Origin of the sequence: Aquabacterium sp. (assembly GCF_016234775.1) — a bacterium.
In the GTDB taxonomy this organism is placed as follows: Bacteria; Pseudomonadota; Gammaproteobacteria; order Burkholderiales; family Burkholderiaceae_C; genus Aquabacterium.
Map to the genome: position 1 here is coordinate 91075 of NZ_JACRAH010000019.1, position 20443 is coordinate 111517.

Genomic DNA, 20443 nt, shown 5'->3' on the forward strand with positions numbered 1-20443 from the left:
CCCCTCGCCCGCTGCGCCAGGCCTCAGTGCGTGCCCAGGCGTTGCCGCAACCAGGTCTGAGCGGGCATTTCAACGAGCTGATAGACAAGCGTGGCCAGCCCGAACACCCCGATCAGATAGACCAGCACCCAGGCCGGTTCGTGCAAGGGCAAGGCAAAGCCCAGGCTGGAGCTCAGGCAGGCCAGCAGCAATTGCAGCGGAAAGTGCAGCAGGTAGCTGGCGTAGGTGGTGTTGCCCAGGCGGTTGAGCCAGCGGATGGCCGTGGCCGAGCGCGGCTGCACCCAGTCCAGCAGCACGATCAGCGCCACCGGCGTGAGCACCGCCACGTAGAACATGGCGCGCAGCTTGCCGCTCATCAGCAACGCTGTGCCCATGGCCACGGCCAGCAGCCCGGCGGCCTGCACCGCATGCTGCTGCCAGCGTGGGCGTTTGACCAAGGCTTCATGTGCCAGATGGGTCAAGGCGCCAAGGTAGAAGAAGAACACGCACAGCACGATGGGATGGTCCGTCAGCTTGAGCGCGTAGACCACGCCCGAAGCACCGATCAGGCCCAGTACCTGCCACCAGCGTGTCAGGCCCAGCTTGCACAGCACGAAGAACAGCGCATAGACCAGCACCTCGATCGAGATGCTCCAGATCGGGCCATTGAAGGACCATTCGCTGCGCCCCAGCCAGTCGCTGGCCATGAACAGTTGCAAGGCGAAGTGCGCCCAGTCGTTGTATTGGTAGACGTAGTCGCTGCCGTGCAGTTGCCGGTACCACAGGCCCAGCGCCGCCACGATCAGCAAGGTCAGCAGGTGCAGGGGATACAGGCGGGAAAAGCGCAGCACGGCAAAGCGCCGCGTGCTGACTCGTCCTTGCGCCACCGGTAGCGCGTATTTCCAGAAGAAGATGAAGCCCGACAAGGCCCAGAAGGCCTGCACGCCCAGCCAGCCTGCTTCATAAAAAGGCTTGAGCCAGGCATACAGCGGCTGGGCGCTGGTCTCGAAACCCACCGGCGCGCCGCCCTGAAAGAAGAAGTGCTGGTAGTGCCACAGCAGCACCGACACGGCGCACGCAAAACGCATCAGTTCCAGACCCAGCAGGGCGTGTGCGGGTTGGTCTGCGGATGTGGTGGTGCGTTTCATGGCGCGCATCTTGGCATGAGCCTGTGCTGCACAGGCCGTGGCGCGCCCCCTCAGTCAGGGCGGGGCCACGCCATGTAGAATCACCCGCATGCAGCAACCCTCGGATTTTTCTCACCTTGACGCACGTTGGTGGCGGTGACGCCAACCTGACACTGCATGACCTGCGCGCGCACCCCTCCCCGGTGCGCTTTGCCAAGAAAACGGGTCTCCGAGGGGGAATTCCGAGGGATGGTGCAAGACCACCCCATGACTCACATCCCGAATCAGGATAGTGCCCATGCTGCTCATGATCGATAACTACGACAGCTTCACCTTCAACCTGGTGCAGTACTTCTGCGAACTGGGCGAAGAGGTCAAGGTGTTTCGCAATGACGAGATCACGCTCGACGAGATCGCCGCGCTCAAGCCCGATCGCCTCGTGCTCTCGCCAGGCCCATGCTCACCCGCCGAAGCCGGCATCTGCGTGTCGGCTCTGCAACGCTTCACCGGCCAGTTGCCCATCCTGGGTGTCTGCCTGGGTCACCAGAGCATCGGTGCGGCCCTGGGTGGCAAGGTGATCCGCGCGCACGAACAGATGCATGGCAAGACCAGCATCATCACCACCGATGAGCAAGGCGTGTACGCCGGCCTGCCGCGCCAGTTCACCGTGATCCGCTACCACTCGCTGGCGATTGAGCGCGAGACCTTGCCCGACTGCCTGGAGGTCACCTCCTGGACGGACGACGGCGAGATCATGGGCGTGCGCCACAAGGGCCCACAGACGGACAAGAACTTCGCGCCGCTCGAAGGTGTGCAGTTCCACCCTGAATCCATCCTGACCGAGCATGGCCACGCCATGCTGGCCAATTTCCTGAAGATGTAATCGAGGAGGCCGACATGTCCCAGCTGACCGATCAACAGGCCTTGCAACGCGTCATCGAACACCGCGAGATCTTCCACGACGAGATGCTGGGCCTGATGCGCCGCATCATGACGGGTGAGATGTCGCCGGTGACCATGGCCGCCTTCATCACCGGTCTGCGCGTGAAGAAGGAAACAGTTGGCGAGATCACGGCGGCCGCCCAGGTGATGCGCGAGTTCGCCACGCCGGTGCACGTGTCCAACAAGATGCACCTGGTGGACTTGTGCGGCACGGGTGGTGACGGCCAGCACACCTTCAACATCTCGACCACGGCCATGTTCGTGGCTGCTGCTGCCGGTGCCCGCGTGGCCAAGCACGGTGGTCGCAGCGTGTCGTCCAGCACGGGCAGTGCCGATGTGCTCGAAGCCCTGGGTGCCTGCATCAACCTCACTCCTGACCAGGTGGCGCAGTCGCTGGCCGCATCCAATGTTGGCTTCATGTTTGCGCCCAACCACCATGGCGCCATGAAGCACGCCGCACCGGTTCGCAAGGAGTTGGGCATCCGCACCTTGTTCAACATCCTGGGGCCTTTGACCAACCCGGCCGGTGCACCCAATCAGCTCATGGGTGTGTTCCACCCGGATCTGGTGGGCATCATGGCCCGCGTGCTGCAGCGCCTGGGCTCCGACCACGTGATGGTCGTGCACGGTTGCGATGGCCTCGATGAGATCACGCTGGCGGGCGATACCCAGGTGGCGGAACTCAAGAACGGCGAAGTGCGCGAGTACCGCGTCAACCCAGGTCAGTTCGGTCTGGCCGAACATGATGGCGCCATGCTCAAGGCACAGAACCGCGAGATGTCGGTGGGCATCGTGCGGCGCGTGTTCGACAACGAACCGGGCCCGGCGCGTGACATCGTGCTGCTCAACGCTGGCGCAGCGCTTTATGCGGCCAATGTGGCTGATTCGCTGGGCGATGGCATCGAGCGCGCGCGGGATGCGATTGCCAGCGGCCGTGCTGGCGAGGCCTTGTTCAACTTCGTGCAGACGACGCAGGGTCTGGCTGCCCAGCAGCCGGCTTGAGCGATTCGCTCGGTGTGGCGGGCCCCTGCGGCTTGTGCGCCGCACCTGATTTGCGCGGCATCGTGGCCAGCGCTTGCGGGTTGAGGGCGCAGCGGTTGCGCCCGTTTTGCTTGGCCTGATAGAGCAACTGGTCTGCGGCGTTCAGCAAAGCTTGTGGCGGCAGATCGATGGTGGGCACCACGCTGGCCAGGCCGATGCTCACGGTCAGCGGGATGGGCTTGCCCTCATGTCGGAAGTCGAGTGACTGCACGCCCAGCCTGATCGTCTCGGCAATGTGGGCGGCGCCCACGGTGTGGGTTTGCGGCAGCAGCACCAGAAACTCTTCGCCGCCGTAGCGCAAGGCATGGTCGCCTGGCCGTTGCACAGCATGTGCGATGACGCCGGCTACCTGCTTGAGCGCCTCATCGCCCGCCAGGTGCCCGTGGTCGTCATTGACGCGCTTGAAGTGGTCCACGTCAATCATCAGCACCGAGACCGGTGTGTGCCAGCGCTGGGCCTGGCGCCACACCTCGGGCATGCGCTCCGACAGGAACATGCGGTTCTTCAAGCCGGTGAGGGCATCCTGCTCGGTCAATTCCTGCAGCCGTTCGTTGGCCTTGGTGAGCTCGGTCATGGCCTTGTCCAGATCGCGGGTGCGATCCTGCACGCGGTGCTCCAGTTCGGTGGCATGCGCCAGTTGCAGCCGCTCGTATTCTTCGCGTGCCAGCTTGACGCGATGCGCCAGTGCAAACGACAAGAGGGTGAACTCCAGCATCGAGCCAATCTGCATGCTGTACTCGGTCAGGAAGTTGCGCTGCACGATGCCGAACATGTGCAGCGACGTCAGCAAGACGCCCAGCAACAGCACCGTGAACGCGGCCAGGAAGTAGCGTGCCTGTTGCACCCCTTTGCGCAACAGGCCCACCGTGATGATCAACAGCAATACCGGCGTGACGATGGTGGCCAGGGTCACGATCTTGATGGGGATGGCGTAGGGCAGGACAAAGGTTTCGGGGACGGCCGCCAGGTACAACCACTGCAAGGCCTGCATGGCCAGATCGGCGCGTGGCCAGTGCGTGCGCAAATCGAGAAACTGCCGGCTGAACAGCACCAATGACCAACCCGCCAGGCCCATGAAGATGGGGGCCGCCTGGTTGCCCCAGTTGGGCGCATTCGGCCAGAGCGTTTCAAAGGCCAGGCCGCTGAGCGTGTACTGGGTCATGCCGAACAGGCTGATGTAGACCACGTAGTGCAGGTAGGCCTTGTCGCGCAGTGAAATGCACAGCAGCAGGTTGTAGACCAGCATGGCCAGCAGGGCGCCACTGTAGATGCCCAGCAGCAACTGTTCGACATGGGCGTGGCGTTCGTAGGCTGCGGGCGTGCTCACTTCCAGCGGCGCTTGCAAGGAGCCCTGGCCTTGCACGCGCACATACAGTTGCACGTGGTCGCCTTGCCGCAGCTTCAGCTTGAAGTAGAAATTGCGGTCTGCCAGCGAGCGGGTGTGGAAGGGGCGGCGGTCGCCACTGGCGTGGTGCTGCACGCGGCCGTCAGGCCACACCACGTAGATGTCCAGGTAGTCCAGCAAGGGGTAGCGCATGCCCAGCAGCCAGTCCTGCTGCTCGCTCGCTACGTTGACCAGTTCGCCGTGCAGCCACAGGGCCGAGCGGCTGTAGCCGAAGTTCAGGTTGTCGCTGTGGCGGTCTTCCCAGCGACTGTCGCTGCGCTGCGCTTCGACATCGGCCAGGCGCATTTTCCCGGTCGGGTCGTCCAGTACGCGCAAATGCCGACCGATGGGCTGACTGGTGAACTGGTCATCCAGCTTGACGATGTCAGCCCAGGCATTTGCCGCCAGCAGGCTCAACAGGGTGAGCGCCAGCCATCGAGCCCAGCAACGGTGAAAAGTGGCCCACGCCAATGCACAAACTCCCGAACGGGGGGATCTATCCTTATCGGCAGAAATTCGACGGGTACGAAGCGCCTGAATGGCCGGGAGCGGTCGCCTTTCACGTCTGTCTCGCTGAGGTCACGCCAAACGCGGATAATTCAGGCCTGATCGAACCCACCTCAGCCCATGTCCGACATCCTCAACAAGATCGTTGCCGTCAAGCACGAAGAAATCGCCGCCGCCCTTCAGCTCAAATCCTTGAGTGCCGTGCGGGCCGAAGCCGAAGCGCGCAACCGCGAGCTGGCCGATGTGCGTGATTTCGTGGGCGCCCTGCGCAGCAAGATCGCGGCCGGCCAGGCGGGGGTGATCGCCGAAGTGAAAAAAGCCAGCCCCAGCAAGGGCGTGCTGCGCGAGCATTTCGTGCCGGCCGAAATCGCGGCCAGCTATGCCCGCCACGGCGCGGCTTGCCTGAGCGTGTTGACGGATGCCCAGTTCTTCCAGGGTTGCACACCGTATCTTCAGGAAGCCCGTGCGGCCTGCGCCTTGCCTGTGCTGCGCAAGGATTTCATGGTGGACGCCTACCAGGTATACGAGGCCCGGGCCATGGGCGCCGACTGCATCTTGCTGATCGCCGCCTGCCTGGATGACCAGCAGATGGCCGATCTGGAAGCCTGTGCGTTCGAGCTGGGCATGGCGGTGCTGGTCGAGGTGCACGATGGCATCGAGCTGGACCGCGCACTCAAGCTCAAGACGCCGCTGGTGGGCATCAACAACCGCAACCTGCGTACCTTCGAGGTCACGCTGGACACCACGCTGGGCCTGCTGGATCGTGTGCCGGCCGACCGCCTGCTGGTCACCGAATCCGGCATCCTGGGCGCCGCCGATGTGCAGCGCATGCGCCAGGCGAATGTGCATGCCTTCCTGGTTGGCGAGGCCTTCATGCGCCAGCCTGACCCGGGCGTCGCGCTGGCCACGCTGTTTGCCTGAGCCGGGTGTGAAGCGCGTGGCGCAGCAGCAGGGGCTGTTTGAGGGCGTCTCGGGGCCTGATCAAGGGGCCGGGGAGTCGGCGCCGTCACAGGGGCTGAGCCGGCCGTTGAGCGCCTTGTTTGACGAGGTGCCTGCCGATTGGCGGGGCATCACCGACGCATTTCGCGGCACATCTGCTGGCCAGGCCTTGATCCGGCGTGTGGACGCTGCCCGCGCGGCAGGCGACACGATCTATCCGGATGATGTGTTTGCCGCGTTGAAATGGACGCGGCGCGACCAGATCAAGGTGGTCATCCTGGGGCAGGATCCGTATCACGGGCCGGGGCAGGCGCATGGCCTGGCGTTTTCCGTGCGGCAGGGCGTGGCCATTCCGCCCAGCCTGCGCAATATCCGCAAGGAAATCCAGCGCGATCCTGGTGTGCCTGCGCCTGAACATGGCTGCCTGCAGACTTGGGCCGAGCGTGGGGTGCTGCTGCTCAACACGGTGCTGACGGTCAAGGCCGGTGAGGCGGCCAGCCATTCGGGCTGGGGCTGGGAGGCGCTCACGGACGAGTTGATCAGGGCGGTGGCGGCTGATGCCGGCCCCAAGGTCTTCATGCTTTGGGGTGCGCACGCCCAGAAGAAAGCGGCGCTGATCGAGCAGGCAGCACAAGCGGGGGCAGCCGGCGGTGCGAACACGTCACGTCATCTGATCCTGCAAAGCAACCATCCCTCGCCCCTGTCGGCCATGCGCCCTCCCGTGCCCTTTGTTGGCAATGGGCATTTCGCCAGGGCCAGTGCGTTCTGGCAGGAAAAAGGCCAGCGCCTGGATTGGTCACTGGCCTGATGGTTTAAATGACTGGCAAAATAACGCGTGCTGCACAACAGCATGTATCAATGCGTCACATTTGACACCCCATACTTGCACGTAACGCTCATTCGCGGGGGCAAGGGTTCACCCTCAATTTACCCAAACGGCCAGAGAATGACAGCAGCGCCCAAATAAGAGAAATCAACGGTTGTCAATTCCAGGCACGGGCGAATCACAGGCGAGGGGGCGGCTGGCACGCGATGGCGCGTGTAGCTGCGCCCTTTTTTGTTTTGACGGACGGGCCCTTTCACCAAAAGACCATCGCCATGATTGAATCTCTGCCAACGGGCTTGCCCGATCCAAACTGCAGCCTGGGTGTGGTCATCGTCAACTACCAGACCTTCGATCTGACCATGCAGTGCGTGGCATCGCTGCTGGAGCATGGCATTGCCAAGGCTGAGCACATCGTGGTGGTGGACAACCACTCCCCAGATCAGTCCGGCGCCCGTTTGGATCAAAGTCTGCCTCAAGGCGTCGTGCGCGTCTTGTCCAAGGTCAATGGTGGCTTTGGTGCGGGCGTCAATCTGGGCGTTCAGGTGCTCAAGACCGATCTGGTACTGGTGCTCAACCCGGATACGACCTTCCTGCGCAACAAGATCGACGTGGTGCGCCGCTTGTTCGACCAGCGGCCGCGTCTGGGGGTGGTAGGGCTCAAGCTGATCAACCCGGACGGGTCGCTGCAGTATTCCGCCCGTCGTTTTTATTCCCTGCCCGATATCGTGGCGCGCCGTACGGCTTTGGGGAAGCTGGGGCCACTGCGTCGTCTGGAGCGCTCTCACCTGCTGATTCGCAAATGGCGCGAGGAGCCCTTCGAGGCCGATTGGGTGATGGGGACAGGGTTCGTCGTGCGGCGCCACGCTTTCGAGCAGGTGGGTCGCATGGACGAAGGCTATTTCCTGTATTTCGAGGAAGTGGACCTGTGCGCGCGCATGTGGGCGCACGGCTGGCGGGTGTTGGCCGTGCCCGAGGTCGAACTGGTACACGATCATCAGCGTGCCAGCGGGGCGGGCATTCTTTCGCCATCCGGTAAAACGCATTTGCGCAGCATGGTGCGTTTTTTCGCCAAGTTCGGCGTGCCCTGGTTTCGCCGGCCATCGCGTTACCGCATGGCGATTGCCCTGGCGCGCTGGCGTCAGTCGGCGCAGGCTGGGCGCTTGAGCAAACCACAACATGAGGGGTGACCCGCCTTCCTGCGGGTATCCCGATTGCTTGTGTCCTCTTATCATCGCCGCGGGCGGATCGTCGCCGGTGTCGAGACTTTGATTCCTTGTTCATGAAGACCTACCTTGTTCGCATGGTGATGGGCCTGCTGGCAGCATGGGCCTTGTGTGCCTGTACCCCGCTGAGCGTGCTGCCCACGCCCCAGTGGGACGCACTGGACGTGGCCATGGTCACACCAGAGCAGTTGCGCGCCATGCCCAAAGTGCCCACACGCATCCGTCCTGGCGATACCCTGCGCATCACGCGGGATGCCCAGGACTCGGCTTCACTGGATTTGCGCAACCTGGTGGACGACAGCCAGACCCAGAATTACCTTGTGCGCCCAGACGGCACGTTCTCGTTTCGTTATGCCGGCCAGGTCGAGGCTGCAGGCAAGACGCCCGATGAACTGGCGGCCTATCTGCGCACCAAGCTGGATGTGTATTACCGGGAGCCTGGTGTCACCGTGAACATCGTGGCGTCGCCGACGGGCAAGGTGGTTGTAGGGGGCGCCGTGCGCAGCCCCATTACGCTGGATGTCAACGCCGTGGCGAACCTGGAGCAGGCACTGTTCGCGGCGGGTGGCTTGGCTGTGTCTGCCGACCCCGGCCGATTGGCTTTGATGCGCCTGGATGACAAGGAACACTACCGCGTCTTCTTCATTGACATCAGCCAGGTGTTGATGGCGACGCAGGGTGCCGGCCGGGCGTCCATCTCGCTGCAACGTGGTGACATTGTTTTTGTGCCGAAATCCGCTGCGGGTGGTTCGGCCGATGGCATCGATCTGTACATCAACCAGCTGTTGCCCTTCTCGCGCTCCATTGGCGTGGCCGGCAATGTGAACTTGAACTGATCGCGCCCAAGACATGATTGACATCCGCTCACTGCGCGACCTGATTCGCCTGTTCTACATCTTCCGCCGCGAGTTCAAGTTGGCCATGCTGACCACGGTCGTGTTGGCCGTGCTGGGCGCCTTCTTGTTGCCGCACAAGTACGTGTCGGATGCACGCTTGCTGGTCAAGCCTGGCCGCGAGAACATGACGGTGCCCATTGACGCAGGCGATCGTCAGACGGTCTATCCGCAAAGCACCACGCGCGACCCCATCGTCGACGAAGAGAAGATGCTTACCGGGCGGCCCGTGCTGCTGGAAGTGGCTCGCCTGTACCTCAATGAGTTGAATGCCGAGGCGCCCAAGCCGGGTGTGCTGGGTTCGATCAAGGCAGCGCTCAAGAAAGTCAAGAAGGCCATTGGGCAAGGCTTGGGGCAGGGCCTTGCGGCGGTGGGTCTGATCGAGTTGCAAAGCGACGAGGAAGTCATGGCGGAGTTGTTGGCTTCGCGCTTTCAGGTCACACACGGGCCGGGCTCCAACGTGATGGACCTGAGCTTCACCTGGAATGATCCGCAGCAGGCTCAGCGCGTGTTGCAAACCTGGGTGCGCGTCTACACCGATCAGCGCACGGCCGTGCTGGGTCGCAAGGGCCTGGTGCTGTTCTATGAGGGCAAGGTTCGGGAGGTGGATCAGCAGATCGACTCGGCCAAGTCCTTGTTGCGCTCGCGCCTGGAGCAGATCAACGGCACCAGCGCGCAAGAGCGCCTGGACATGCTGACCAAGCGACTCAATGATCTGCGCACCCGTCTGGCTGAAATCAACGCCGAACGCTCGGCGCTGCAAAACGGCATCAGTTTCGCCGCAGGCCGTGCACGTGCCTTGCCCAAGGAGTCGGTGTCCGAGAGGGATCTGAGTCAAAGCGTTTCCTGGCAGGCGTTGAGCGCGCAACTGGCTGAACTCAAGCGCCAGCGCGCCGATGCCCTGCGTGTGTTCAAGGACACGGCGCCAGCCATCAAGGCGCTCAACGACAGCATTGCTCAGCTTGAGTCTCAACTCAAGGATGAGGACCGCGTGGTGCAACGTTCCGAGAAGCGCACGCCCAACGAGTTGAATGTGAGCATGGAGCGCAACCAGCTCGAAAAATCCGTGCGCCTGCAGGAGCTCAACACCTTGTATGCCTCCTTCGACAAGGAAGTAGCCGATCTGGAGGCTGCTCGCCACAAAGTCATGGAGCGAGAGCCTGAGTTGGGGCGCCTGGAGCAGGTGTTGTCCGTAGCCGAAAAGAGCCGCGGCCTGTACCTGGACAGCCTCGAAAAAGCCCGCATCGATCAGGCCCTGGATGACCAGCGCATCAACAACATCGCGCAGATTCAGGAAGCCACCTTCAACCCCACGCGCCGTTCGCCCAAGAGCCTGCTGATGCTGATCATGGCGCTGCCCGCTGGTGCCATGGTGGGCCTGATGGTGGTGTACCTGTATTCGCTGTTCGATCAGCGCATCCATGATGGCGGCCGTTTCGAAGAGCGCTTTGGTGTGCCGCTGTGGTCCACCGTCAAGGACATCACCGAAGGCGGTCCGGACAACGACTTCCACGCCAGCCTTTACCGCATCTATGGCACCTTGCCGCTGGAGCGCATCGCACGCGAGGGCATCGTGCTGGGCCTGGCGTCGGCTCGCGCTGGTGAAGGTGTGAGCTTCATCGCATCGCGTTTGAAGGCCCTGCTGGAGGCGCAGGAGCTGACGGTGCGCATCAATCCGGATCAGGTCAAACCCGCCCCCGGCGAGGTGATCTTGCTGGAGGCCTCTGGCCTGCACAGCAACCGTGAGGCATTTGTGCGACTGAGTCAGGCCAATCTCATCGTGCTGGTGGTGGAAGCCCGCGCCAGCACCATCCCGGTAGTGGACAATGCGCTGGGTGTCTTGCGCACCGCCTTCCGTAAAGTGGATGGCGTCATTGTCAATCGCCGGCGATTCGAGGTTCCACCTAAAGTGCTTCGCTGGCTGCAACGTTGAGGGGCGTTATGCGTCTGGCCTTGTTGTCGCCTTTGCCACCTGAACAAACCGGGATTGCCGACTATGCGGCGCACTTCCGGACGTCCTTGAATCAGGCAGGGGTTGACGTGTTGACCCCGCTTGCGGGGCAACGTCCTATCGATAGCCTGGCTGCCGCACACGCCTGGGTGGCTGAACGCGACTGGCGTCGGGTGGACGTGGTCCATGCCGAGCTGGGCGGTGGTCGCCACAGCGAATTCCTGACCTTGTGTGCCTTGGCCAGCCTGCCCAATCGGCCGGCCTTGTCGGCCACCGTGCATGACCCGGAGCGCCTGATCTGGAAGCCCGTTAACCGGGTCTGGACCATGGTCAACGGCATGTCCGGCCTGCCGCGCCCTGCCAAGCAGGCTGTGGCATTGTTGTCGGATCCGGCCACCTTGATGGCCGAGCGCAAGCTGGCGCGCCAGCTCGATGGCCTGGTCACCTTGACGCAGACCGGTGCCGGTCGTCTGATCAAGCGCATGAAGCTGCCGGCTGATCGCGTCAGCGTCATCGCCCATGGTGCGCTCACGCTGCCGTCCAGGCCTCTGCCCGATCTGGATCCCATCCGTCTGCTGTACTTCGGCTTCATCTATGCCGGCAAGGGCATCGAGGATCTCATTGACGCCATGGGCAAGGTCAAGGCGCAACAGCCTGAACTCGCTGCGCGTCTGCGCCTGACCATTGCTGGCGGCACCTCGCCCGATATCGCCTTTGGCGCGCAGGGTAGTTATCTGGATCAACTGCGTGCCCGTGTCGAGCGCCGCGGCCTGTCTGCGCACGTGGATTGGGAGCTGGACGTCGACGAGCGTGACATCCCCTTCCTCGTGCAACGCCACCACCTGATGATGTTGCCCTACCGCGAGTCCCGCAAACTGGCCCTGCTGGGGCAGATGCGCGGCACCAGTGGCGCACTGGCCTGGGCGATTGCCTGCGGGCGTGGCGCCATCACCTCCGATGCGCGTGCGTTTGCCGAAGAGATCAGCCATGGTAACGGCTCGTCCTACAAGCAAGGTGACGTGAGCGCGCTGGCCACGCAGATCGAAGGCGTGCTGCTCAAGCCCGAGATCCTGTCGCAATGGGCGGACCGCGCCAGTGCGCTGGCGCACGAACGTGCCTGGCCCACCACGGGGCAACGCTTTGTGGGCCACTTTCAGCGTGCCATGGCGCGTGCGCCGCGTGCCAAGGGCTCGTCGTCTGCAGGCCCGGCATCGGTGTGGTCGCAAAAGGAAAGCCTATGAGCTTGCCGGCCGCTACCCGGCGCCAGCAGTTGCGCCTTGGTGGTGCGCTGGCCTTCGGCGCCACCAGCCTGATGCTGGGCGGTGCCGCGAACGCCGGGTGGTCTCTGTGGCCGAAGAAGACGCCGCGTGCGCTGGAAATCCTGCCCATGCGGCCCGTGGTCTGGCAGGACTTTCTGGGCATCAATGCCCAGCTGCAATGGTTTGCGCCCGATGTGGCTCGCATGCAGGTGGAGCGCCTCAAGGCCCTGGGGCTGAACTGGGTGCGCCTGGCCCTGCACTGGATGCTGATCGAGCCCGAGGCCGGCAAGTTGCAGCTTGATGCCACCGACCGCATGATGAGCCTGGTCAAGCAATCTGGCTTGCACAGCCTGACCTATGTCGTGGGCACGCCGCGTTTTGCCAGCTCTGCGCCGCCCGGTGCCGACTACTCTGACAAGTTTCCACCCAAAGACCCTGCCGTGTTCGCGCAGCGCATGCAGGCCCTGGCCAGGCGCTATCCCAATGTGGATGTATGGCAGGTCTGGAACGAGCCCAATATCCCGGCCTTCTGGCAACCCCGCATCGATCCGCAAAGCTACGGTCGTCTGCTGCAGCCCGCCGTGGCCGCCTTGCGACAGGCCGTGCCAGACAAGCCCGTCGCCATGGCCGGCATGGCCTACTATAGCCAGATGGCAGGCCGCGAAGGCCTGATGCTCGATGCCATGGGCAAGCTGGGCGCCTACCAGCTCAAGCTGATCGCCTGCTATCACCCCTACACGGCCGAGCCTGAAGGTGCCGATGATGGCTCGCGCGACCTGCTCACCCACGTGCCCTTTCTCAACAAAGGTCTGCGGGCTTATGGCGTCAAGCAGATCTGGGCAACGGAATGGGGCTGGTCCAGCTATGACGGCCCTGTAGAAGAGCAGCCGCTGGTGGGCGAAGAGGGCCAGGCCGGCCACACGCTCAAGCGTCTGGCCCTGATGGCCACACAGGATTTCGACCGTGTCTTCCTGTTCACGCTGGCTGATCTGGATGACCCTCGCGTCGGCCCGCGTGACAAGCGTTATGGCCTGCTGCGCGCCAATGGCCAGCCCAAGCCGGTCTACACCGCGCTGCAACGCTTCCTGAGCATTGGCGGGCCGCGGCTGGAGCCGGCGGCCGCCCCCATGCGCATCGACGGTGGTGTGCCCGCAGGCCTGGTCAGCATCCACTGGAAGCGGCCCGATGGCAAGCAGCTCTGGATGGCCTGGGCGCATGAGCCCATGAGCGTGACCTTGCCCGCCGTGAAGTCGGGCACCTGGCATCAGCCCTTGTCAGGCACGCAGCGCGACGTGAAGGCGGTGGACGGCAAAGGCCTGGTGCTGGACGTCAGCACCGATCTGCAGATGCTGGTGTGGTGACCATGAAGCCTCAGCGCATCCTGTGGACCATGCCTTATCTGCCCTGGCCCATCACCAGCGGTGGCAAGGCTCGCCAGTACAACTTGCTCAAGGCCATGGCGCAACGCGGTCATGAAATCACGCTGCTGGTGCAATCCAAGACACCCGCCGATGCCGATGTGCAAGCCGCGCTGGCACCCTGGGTGAAAGAGCTGATCGTCTTGCCGAGGCGCTCGTTGAAGGATCCCCGCACCTTGTGGCGCGCGGCCTTCTCGCCACTGCCTTTGCTCACCACGATCAACGGTTACGCACCCGCACTGACACGGCAGTTCGAGCAACGGCTGAAGCGCCAGCGCTGGGACGTGGTCCAGATCGAGCACAGCTATGGCCTGCAGCCCTTCGAGGCCGCGCTGCGCCGGCATCAACAACCCTTCATCCTGGTCGAGCACAACGTCGAGTCCGAGTTGGGTGCGGCCACGTATGGCAAGTGGCCTTGGTGGGCGCGACCGCTGGCCCGGTATGACCAATGGCGCGCGCGCCGTTGGGAGCAGCATGCGATGGCGCTTGCCAGCCTGGTGGTGGCCGTCACGGAATCCGACGCCCGCAAGCTGTCGGCCCTGACCGCGCGCAGGCCGCATGTGGTCAGCAACGGCGCCGATATCCAGGGCTATGCCAGCGTGAAGCCCGATGGGCTCAGCCAGCGTGTGCTGTTTGTGGGCAACTACGAATACGCGCCCAATGTGGATGCCGTGGAGTGGGTGATGGAGGCCGTGTGGCCGCGCTTGTGGCAATTGCAGCCGCAGGCGCGCTTCGTGGTGTGCGGCCACGCCTTGCCCGATGCCTGGCGCCAGCGCTGGACGGATCCCCGCGTCGAGTGGCGCGGTTATGTCGATCACCTGCCCACCGTGCAGTCGCAATCGGCTGTGTTCCTGGCGCCATTGCGATTCGGTGGCGGCTCCAAGCTCAAGGTGCTGGAGGCCCTGGCGGCCAGCCTGCCCGTGGTCAGCACCACGGAGGGCTTGTCTGGCCTGGGGATGCAGCCCGGTGAGCAGGCGCTGGTGGCTGACAACCCCGAGGACATGGCGCAGGCCGTGGTCAGCCTGCTGAACGCACCTGAGCGCGCGGCCTTGATGGGCGAGAAGGCCCGCGAGTACGTTACTGCGCATTTCGACTGGCAGGCCTGTGCTCGCCAGCTGGAAGGGGCTTACGAGGCCCTGTCAGGCCAGCCCGAGAAGGAGTCCGCATGCGCGTAGGACTGGATCTCCGCCCTTTGACTGCGGCGCCGTATTCGGGCATCGGCAGGCAGGCGCTGGCGCTCTACAACACCCTGCGCCAACGACCCGATACCGAAGCCCTGCCTTTCACGAGCGCACCGCTCGCCCACCAGCATCGCACGTGGGCGTATTGCCCTGCCAAGCCTTCGCCCGTCGAGGGCCTGCACCGGCCGCAGGAGCGTTTCCGTTTCGAGCGGGACTTCCTGCCGGAGGCCATCAGCGGGCTGGCGGTGGATGTCTACATCGCCACGGTCAATATGGGCCTGCCCATCGGGCTGAGCGATGTGCGGCGCAAGCGCACGCTCTGGGTGCTGCAGTTGCATGATCTCTTTCAGATCACCCATCGCAATCGTCACGAATCTGGCCTCAAGGCTGCTTTCTACAGCTGGTTCGATCGCTGGAGCATCCGCCATGCCATGGAACTGGCCGATGCCATCTGGACGCCATCGGCCTACACCGCGCAAACCGTGGTCGATCTTTTTCCGGCCACGCAATCGCGGCTTCGCCTTCTGCCCAATGCGGTGCCGCTGGATCCTTGGCAGAAGCTGCAGCAAGACGTGTTTGCCCCGCAGCGTTACTGGTTGCTGGTGGGCACGCGCGAGCCGCGCAAGAACATCGCCTGGTTTCTGGAGGCATGGCAGCAGGCGCGCAACATGTGGCCGGATCTGATTCCCCCGCTGGTGCTCATTGGTCATCCCCGCGATGTGTCATCTGTGCCGCAGCATGTGCGTTTTGTGCATGGCATCAACGATGCCCAACTGGGCGCGTGGTATCGCCTGGCCGAGCGCTTGTGGCACCCTTCATATGCCGAAGGCTTCGGCTTGCCGGTGATCGAGGCGGCTGCTTGCGGCACACCTGTGGCCACGGCGCGAGGCTCGTCCCTGGATGAGGTCACCCCGCCCGGCGCTCTGCGCTTTGATACGCGGGATACCGTCACCCTGGTTCAACTCATGCATCAGGCCGCTCGGCAGGGCCGGGGCGAGCAGGAGTCGCCTGAAGCCTTGCGTGCGTGGGCGACGCAGTACGACCTGCCAGCCTATGCCTGCCGTGTCGACGAGCTGCTCAAGGAGCTGGCATGAGTCAGCTGCGCACCACGTTCGCCATGGCCAACTGGCTGCCTGTGCTGGCGGGCCTGCTGTTTGGCGGCCTGATGTTGCTGGCCGGCCCTCCCGCCTTGATCATGGGCGTAGTGGGCTTGATGGTCGCGGTGGCGGTGCTGGCCAGGCCGGAGCGTGGCTTCCTGCTGTTCTGCCTGATCGCGCCTTTCGTGCCCTGGACCACGGTCACCATCGGAATCCGCATGACCGTGTCCGAAGCCCTGTTGGCGCTGACCTGGGTGGGCGTTGTGCTGCAAAGGCTGATGGGGCGCATGCCGCCGGTCGAGCACGGCCCGACCGAGCGCGCCATGCTCAGGCTGATGGCCTGGAGCATCGTGCCCCTGGTGGCGGGGCAACTGATGGTGCACGAAGAAGGCAACGGGCCCGTGAACTGGCTGCGCTGGTTGCTCAACATCTCCACGCTGTTCCTGGTGCCCTTGCTCACGCCCACACCAGCCTTGCGCCAGCGCATGATGGACTGCCTGGTCATCGGCTTCAGTGCCATGCTGGCCTTGTCGCTGGGCGTGTTCATCAAGAGTCATGATGCGCGCGCCATGATCCCGGTGCTGTCGAGCCTGCACTACGCGCACCCGGAAGCGCTGCTGGACATCTTCACCGCCATGGCAGACCGCATGGCCTCGCCCTGGGTGCACCCCAACTCCACCGGTGGTGCGCTCTTGCTGGCCGTGCCGCTGGCCATGTTCTACGGCATCACGCAAAAGGGCTGGCGCCGAGCCTTGTGCCTGTTCGTGGCCTTGGGGGGCTCTGCCGGCATCGTGTTCAGTGGCTCGCGTGGCGCGTTGCTTTGCCTGGCTGCGCTGGTCATCTGGCTGGCGTACCGCCGCGTGCCGTTGGCCGGGCGTGCATTGGTGATCGGTGCCTTGCTGTCGGCCACCATGCTGGTCGCTTATCCGCCCGCGCGTGAGCGTCTAATGTCTCTGACGCAAGGCTCTCAGGACGCCAGCACCAGCGTGCGTTTCGATGAATACCGCAACTTCCACCGCGCCGTCGAGCGTTACCCACTGGGCATGGGCTTCAAGATCGAGACACCCGCGACGGGCTCAGGCCTGTTCGGTATCTCCAATCTCTGGCTCAACTACTGGTACAAGCTCGGGCTGCCGGGCATGCTGCTCTTCATGGCCTTGACCAGGGCCTGGTGGCGCGAGGTCCGTCTGACGGGTGACCTGTCGCGGATGGATGGCAGCATGGCCTTGCGCGTGGGCAGTGTGGGGGCCATGCTGGCCGCCTTGCTGACGGGCTTCATCGATCACTACTTCAGCTTCACCCAGGTCCTGATCTCCTTCTTCTGGCTGACCATGGCCATCAGCCTGCAGGCCTCGCGCCCATTGCCACAGGTGATCGCGCCAGGCGGGCAACCGAAGGCCTGATCTAGTCGGGACAGACACACACATCGTCATGAAACACCGCATCTTTCACAGCAACAACCTGCGCGAACGTCTGGCCGAGTACGCGCCACGCCTGGGTGTCGATCTGTCCACGCTGACCGAGGCCTTCGAATGGATGTGTGGCCACGATGTGGCGTTCGAGCAGCCCGGCCGAGGCGGCGTCACGCAGACCTACATCGCCTACGTCAACATCGAAAAACGCATTGAACATCCGCTGGGCAAGCGCTTCTACGCGATGCTCAGAGACGAGATCCCGGCGGGCTTCGTACCTCTGTACGGCATCAACTGGCCCACCCTGGTGGACCGCTGGCGCCGTGGCTGGGAGCAGGTCTACAACATGCTGATCAACAAGATCCCCAGCCACACCATTCGGCTGGCCTGGTTGCGCATCGGTGGCGCGAAGATCGGCAAGGGCTCGACCATCTGGCGCAACACCGAAGTGCTGGGCATGGAAGGTCTGCAGATTGGCGAAGACACTTGCATCGGCTGGCACTGTCAGATCGACGCCCGCGCGGGATTGCGCTTTGGCAACCACGTGACCGTGGCCTCGCACGCCATCATGATTGCTGGCGGCCATGACATGAAGGCGCCCGAGTTCTGGGCCTTCGGCTCCCCCATCGTGATCGAGGACTACGCCTGGATTACGACCCGCGTCATCTTGCTGCCTGGTGCGCACATTGGCGAAGGCGCCGTGGTGGCGGCCAACACGGTGGTGGCCAAGCCCGTCGAGCCTTACACGATCGTGGGTGGTGAGGGGCCGAAGGTGCTGGGCCAGCGTGTGCGCGGCCTCAACTACAAGGTGGGAGGCAAGGGCCTCTTCACCCTGTTGCACTGATCGGCCGCAGACGTGCTCGGCGCCGCCTCCCTGTTGACCCTGGTCACCCTCGCTGGTCTGGTCGCCGGCTTTGCCCGCGAATGGTTGCTGGTGGCCAGTTGGGGCGCGGGCGCCCGTACCGATGCCTTCGTGATCGCGATGTTCATTCCAGAGGCGGTGCGCAGCATGCTGGCGGCCGGCTTGCTGACGTCGTCTGCACTCACCTTGTGGCAACAGCGTGCCGCGACCGAACGTGCGCACTGGTTCAGTCAACTCAGTCAGGTGTTGGGCCTGGGGGGCTTTGGCCTGGCCGCCTTGATCAGTCTGGGCTCGCCCTGGCTGGTGCACCTCATGGGGCCTGGCCTGGCAACCGAGCCGCTGGCGCACACCGTCTCTGCCTTGCACATCCTGGCGTGGAGCCTGCCGGGGTTGGTGCTGCAGGCCTGGTGGGCCGTGCCGCGTCAGGCGGCCGGGCACTTCCTGCTCGCGGGCATGGGCTCCTTGCTCTACAACCTGCCGGCCATGTTGTACCTGTGGTGGTGCGGCCCGCAAGCGCAGGAAGATGCCCTGTCCTGGGCCTTTGTGTCGGGTAGCCTGACCATGGGACTGGTGATGCTGCCGTCTGCCTTGCGCAGTGGTCTGCGGCCGGTGTCCTTGCGTGGCAGTGCCGGTGCCTTTGCCGAGTTGGGGCACAAGCTGGCGCCCTTGCTGGGCAGCGCCATGGCCGGGCAGGGTCTGACCTTGCTGGAACGCATCGTGGCCTCGTATCTGGGCGAGGGGGTGGTCTCAGCCGTCAACCTCGCGCGCAAGCTCATCAACCTGCCGCTGATTGCGCTGCAAAGCCTCAACCAGGTGCTCTTGAGCCTGATGAGCCGCAGCGAAAGCGAGCGTGTGGCCTTGCTGCGCAAGGGGCTGGCGGCCGTCACGGTGGTGTCATTGCCAGCTTCGCTGGGCCTCATGCTGGGCGCGCCGGCCCTGGTGAGTCTGCTGTTCCCCAAGGTGCAGGGCGCCGAGGTGGTGGTGCCGCTGCTGGCAGGTTATGCGGCCGTGCTGGTGCTGGCCAGCTGGAATACCCTGTTGGCCCGCTTTCACTATGCCGAGGGCGACACGCGCGGGCCCGTCGTGGCTGAGCTGAGGGGCAGTTTGCTGCAAGCGCTGGCCTTGCCGCCCCTGGCCTGGTTGGCGGGCTCGTTGGGCATCGTGTGGGCCCTGCTCCTGGGCACACTGCTGACGGGGCAGTTGCTTTTGCGCGTGCCGGCCTTGAAGCGGGGGCTGGGCCTCGTGCCGCAGGCCCTGGTGTGCGCCCTGTGGCTGATGGCGGCTTGGTGGGGCATCAAGCCCTGGCTGAGCCAGCAAATCGTGTGGCAACTGATGCAGGCCGCTGTGGTGGGCTCGCTCTGCCTGATCGTCATGGCGCTGTGGTTGCGGCCCTGGCAGTCGCGTTGATCACGGTCGCCAACCTTCGGGGAAATGGCGTCTTCCAACAAAAAAGCCACAAAGATTTGGCAAGTTATAAAAAGCTGTGCTAAAGTCTTGGGCTTGCCTGGAGGGGTGGCCGAGTGGTTAAAGGCAGCAGACTGTAAATCTGCCCGCTTACGCGTACGCTGGTTCGAATCCAGCCTCCTCCACCAGGCAAACCTAATTCGTACATGCTGAACGTCGGATCAAGGTTGGCCAGTTTGCCCAATGCAGGCTGGTGACCATGTGAAGGCTCCCGAGCGGGAGTAGTTCAATGGTAGAACCTTAGCCTTCCAAGCTAATGACGCGGGTTCGATTCCCGTCTCCCGCTCCAAGGTCACGGTTCTGACACGTTCGGCATGCTACAGTCGCGTTCTTCGCTGAAGAGCGGGGCGTAATAAGTGTCAGGTCGGCACTGGTTTGAGTTCGGTAGCGAGCTTAAACCTGTGTCGATGCCCATGTGGCTCAGTGGTAGAGCACCCCCTTGGTAAGGGGGAGGTCGGCAGTTCGATCCTGCCCATGGGCACCACACACCCCTTTCTTCTCTTCTTTTCTTTCAGCTTTTCAAAGCCTCGATCAAGGCGCCAGGAGCGAGAAACATGGCAAAAGGTAAGTTCGAACGGACCAAGCCGCACGTGAACGTGGGCACCATCGGTCACGTTGACCACGGTAAGACCACCCTGACGGCTGCTATCGCTACCGTTCTGTCGAAGAAGTTTGGCGGCGAAGCCAAGGCTTACGACCAGATCGACGCAGCACCTGAAGAAAAGGCTCGCGGTATCACCATCAACACCGCTCACGTTGAGTACGAAACGGCTAACCGCCACTACGCTCACGTGGACTGCCCTGGCCACGCCGACTATGTGAAGAACATGATCACCGGCGCTGCTCAGATGGACGGCGCTATCCTGGTTTGTTCCGCTGCTGACGGCCCCATGCCTCAGACCCGTGAACACATCCTGCTGTCCCGCCAGGTGGGCGTG

The 20443-nt window shown here is 63.7% G+C and carries 17 protein-coding genes and 3 tRNA genes; 18 read left to right on the forward strand and 2 right to left on the reverse strand.

Annotated elements, in window-relative coordinates; genetic code table 11:
- Positions 1–23: 23 nt before the first annotated feature.
- Entirely contained in the window at positions 24–1127 is a 1104-nt protein-coding gene (locus HY836_RS05925; protein WP_290674518.1) for an acyltransferase, read from the reverse strand.
- A 277-nt stretch (positions 1128–1404) separates the two neighbouring features.
- Here HY836_RS05925 and HY836_RS05930 point away from each other — a divergent pair, with 277 nt between their 5' ends.
- Together HY836_RS05930 and trpD are read left to right on the forward strand one after the other, a co-directional pair.
- Positions 1405–1989 carry an aminodeoxychorismate/anthranilate synthase component II gene (locus HY836_RS05930; protein ID WP_290644489.1) on the forward strand — a complete coding sequence of 195 codons (585 nt, stop codon included), beginning with the start codon at positions 1405–1407 and terminating at the stop codon, positions 1987–1989.
- Between the two features lie 14 nt (positions 1990–2003).
- Positions 2004–3050 carry an anthranilate phosphoribosyltransferase gene (gene trpD / locus HY836_RS05935; RefSeq protein WP_290674519.1) on the forward strand — a complete coding sequence of 349 codons (1047 nt, stop codon included), beginning with the start codon at positions 2004–2006 and terminating at the stop codon, positions 3048–3050.
- Here the strand turns inward: trpD and HY836_RS05940 are convergent.
- On the reverse strand, positions 3001–4944 hold the full coding sequence (locus HY836_RS05940) for a 7TM diverse intracellular signaling domain-containing protein (RefSeq protein ID WP_290674521.1): 1944 nt from the start codon (positions 4942–4944) through the stop codon (positions 3001–3003). The genes trpD and HY836_RS05940 overlap by 50 nt on opposite strands.
- 156 nt (positions 4945–5100) lie before the next feature.
- Here HY836_RS05940 and trpC point away from each other — a divergent pair, with 156 nt between their 5' ends.
- The 16 genes from trpC to HY836_RS06020 all read left to right on the forward strand — a co-directional run.
- On the forward strand, positions 5101–5901 hold the full coding sequence (gene trpC / locus HY836_RS05945) for an indole-3-glycerol phosphate synthase TrpC (protein WP_290674523.1): 801 nt from the start codon (positions 5101–5103) through the stop codon (positions 5899–5901).
- Positions 5902–6007: 106 nt separating this feature from the next.
- Positions 6008–6727: a uracil-DNA glycosylase gene (locus tag HY836_RS05950; protein WP_290674525.1), complete on the forward strand. Its 720-nt coding sequence runs from the start codon at positions 6008–6010 to the stop codon at positions 6725–6727.
- 290 nt (positions 6728–7017) lie between these two features.
- A complete protein-coding gene (locus HY836_RS05955) occupies positions 7018–7932 on the forward strand; it encodes a glycosyltransferase family 2 protein (protein ID WP_290674527.1) in 915 nt (304 codons plus the stop codon).
- Positions 7933–8024: 92 nt separating this feature from the next.
- Positions 8025–8804 (forward strand): polysaccharide biosynthesis/export family protein, encoded by a 780-nt coding sequence (locus HY836_RS05960; protein ID WP_290674529.1) that lies wholly within the window; start codon positions 8025–8027, stop codon positions 8802–8804.
- 13 nt (positions 8805–8817) lie between these two features.
- Entirely contained in the window at positions 8818–10794 is a 1977-nt protein-coding gene (locus tag HY836_RS05965) for a GumC family protein (protein WP_290674531.1), read from the forward strand.
- Between the two features lie 8 nt (positions 10795–10802).
- The gene (locus tag HY836_RS05970; protein WP_290674533.1) at positions 10803–12053 is read left to right on the forward strand and encodes a glycosyltransferase; all 1251 of its coding nucleotides are present in this window, start codon (positions 10803–10805) and stop codon (positions 12051–12053) included.
- The gene (locus HY836_RS05975; protein ID WP_290674535.1) at positions 12050–13432 is read left to right on the forward strand and encodes a cellulase family glycosylhydrolase; all 1383 of its coding nucleotides are present in this window, start codon (positions 12050–12052) and stop codon (positions 13430–13432) included. The genes HY836_RS05970 and HY836_RS05975 overlap by 4 nt, the downstream gene beginning before the upstream one ends.
- 2 nt (positions 13433–13434) lie before the next feature.
- Positions 13435–14664 carry a glycosyltransferase family 4 protein gene (locus tag HY836_RS05980; RefSeq protein WP_290674537.1) on the forward strand — a complete coding sequence of 410 codons (1230 nt, stop codon included), beginning with the start codon at positions 13435–13437 and terminating at the stop codon, positions 14662–14664.
- Positions 14655–15764, forward strand: a complete 1110-nt coding sequence (locus HY836_RS05985; protein ID WP_290674539.1) for a glycosyltransferase family 1 protein — start codon at positions 14655–14657, stop codon at positions 15762–15764. Before HY836_RS05980 ends, HY836_RS05985 begins: the two co-directional genes overlap by 10 nt.
- The gene (locus tag HY836_RS05990) at positions 15761–17170 is read left to right on the forward strand and encodes an O-antigen ligase (RefSeq protein WP_290674541.1); all 1410 of its coding nucleotides are present in this window, start codon (positions 15761–15763) and stop codon (positions 17168–17170) included. Before HY836_RS05985 ends, HY836_RS05990 begins: the two co-directional genes overlap by 4 nt.
- Positions 17171–17198: 28 nt before the next feature.
- Complete coding sequence (locus tag HY836_RS05995; protein WP_290674543.1) at positions 17199–18023, forward strand: acyltransferase; 825 nt, start codon at positions 17199–17201, stop codon at positions 18021–18023.
- 12 nt (positions 18024–18035) lie between these two features.
- The gene (locus tag HY836_RS06000; protein WP_290674545.1) at positions 18036–19448 is read left to right on the forward strand and encodes a lipid II flippase MurJ; all 1413 of its coding nucleotides are present in this window, start codon (positions 18036–18038) and stop codon (positions 19446–19448) included.
- Between the two features lie 99 nt (positions 19449–19547).
- Positions 19548–19633, forward strand: a tRNA-Tyr gene (locus tag HY836_RS06005).
- Positions 19634–19720: 87 nt separating this feature from the next.
- Positions 19721–19794: transfer RNA gene (locus HY836_RS06010), tRNA-Gly, on the forward strand.
- A 120-nt stretch (positions 19795–19914) separates the two neighbouring features.
- Positions 19915–19989: transfer RNA gene (locus HY836_RS06015), tRNA-Thr, on the forward strand.
- Between the two features lie 70 nt (positions 19990–20059).
- The coding region (locus HY836_RS06020) for a GTP-binding protein (protein ID WP_290674547.1) at positions 20060–20443 on the forward strand (384 nt) is incomplete at its 3' end.

Bases quoted from the DNA above. Each gene is read 5' to 3' on its own strand.
- trpD (WP_290674519.1), top strand. From the start codon at position 2,004: ATGTCCCAGCTGACCGATCAACAGGCCTTGCAACGCGTCATCGAACAC.
- trpC (WP_290674523.1), top strand. From the start codon at position 5,101: ATGTCCGACATCCTCAACAAGATCGTTGCCGTCAAGCACGAAGAAATC.
- HY836_RS05995 (WP_290674543.1), top strand. From the start codon at position 17,199: ATGAAACACCGCATCTTTCACAGCAACAACCTGCGCGAACGTCTGGCC.
- HY836_RS05965 (WP_290674531.1), top strand. From the start codon at position 8,818: ATGATTGACATCCGCTCACTGCGCGACCTGATTCGCCTGTTCTACATC.
- HY836_RS05930 (WP_290644489.1), top strand. From the start codon at position 1,405: ATGCTGCTCATGATCGATAACTACGACAGCTTCACCTTCAACCTGGTG.
- HY836_RS05990 (WP_290674541.1), top strand. From the start codon at position 15,761: ATGAGTCAGCTGCGCACCACGTTCGCCATGGCCAACTGGCTGCCTGTG.
- HY836_RS05955 (WP_290674527.1), top strand. From the start codon at position 7,018: ATGATTGAATCTCTGCCAACGGGCTTGCCCGATCCAAACTGCAGCCTG.
- HY836_RS05960 (WP_290674529.1), top strand. From the start codon at position 8,025: ATGAAGACCTACCTTGTTCGCATGGTGATGGGCCTGCTGGCAGCATGG.
- HY836_RS05980 (WP_290674537.1), top strand. From the start codon at position 13,435: ATGAAGCCTCAGCGCATCCTGTGGACCATGCCTTATCTGCCCTGGCCC.
- HY836_RS05975 (WP_290674535.1), top strand. From the start codon at position 12,050: ATGAGCTTGCCGGCCGCTACCCGGCGCCAGCAGTTGCGCCTTGGTGGT.
- HY836_RS05970 (WP_290674533.1), top strand. From the start codon at position 10,803: ATGCGTCTGGCCTTGTTGTCGCCTTTGCCACCTGAACAAACCGGGATT.
- HY836_RS05925 (WP_290674518.1), bottom strand. From the start codon at position 1,127: ATGAAACGCACCACCACATCCGCAGACCAACCCGCACACGCCCTGCTG.
- HY836_RS05985 (WP_290674539.1), top strand. From the start codon at position 14,655: ATGCGCGTAGGACTGGATCTCCGCCCTTTGACTGCGGCGCCGTATTCG.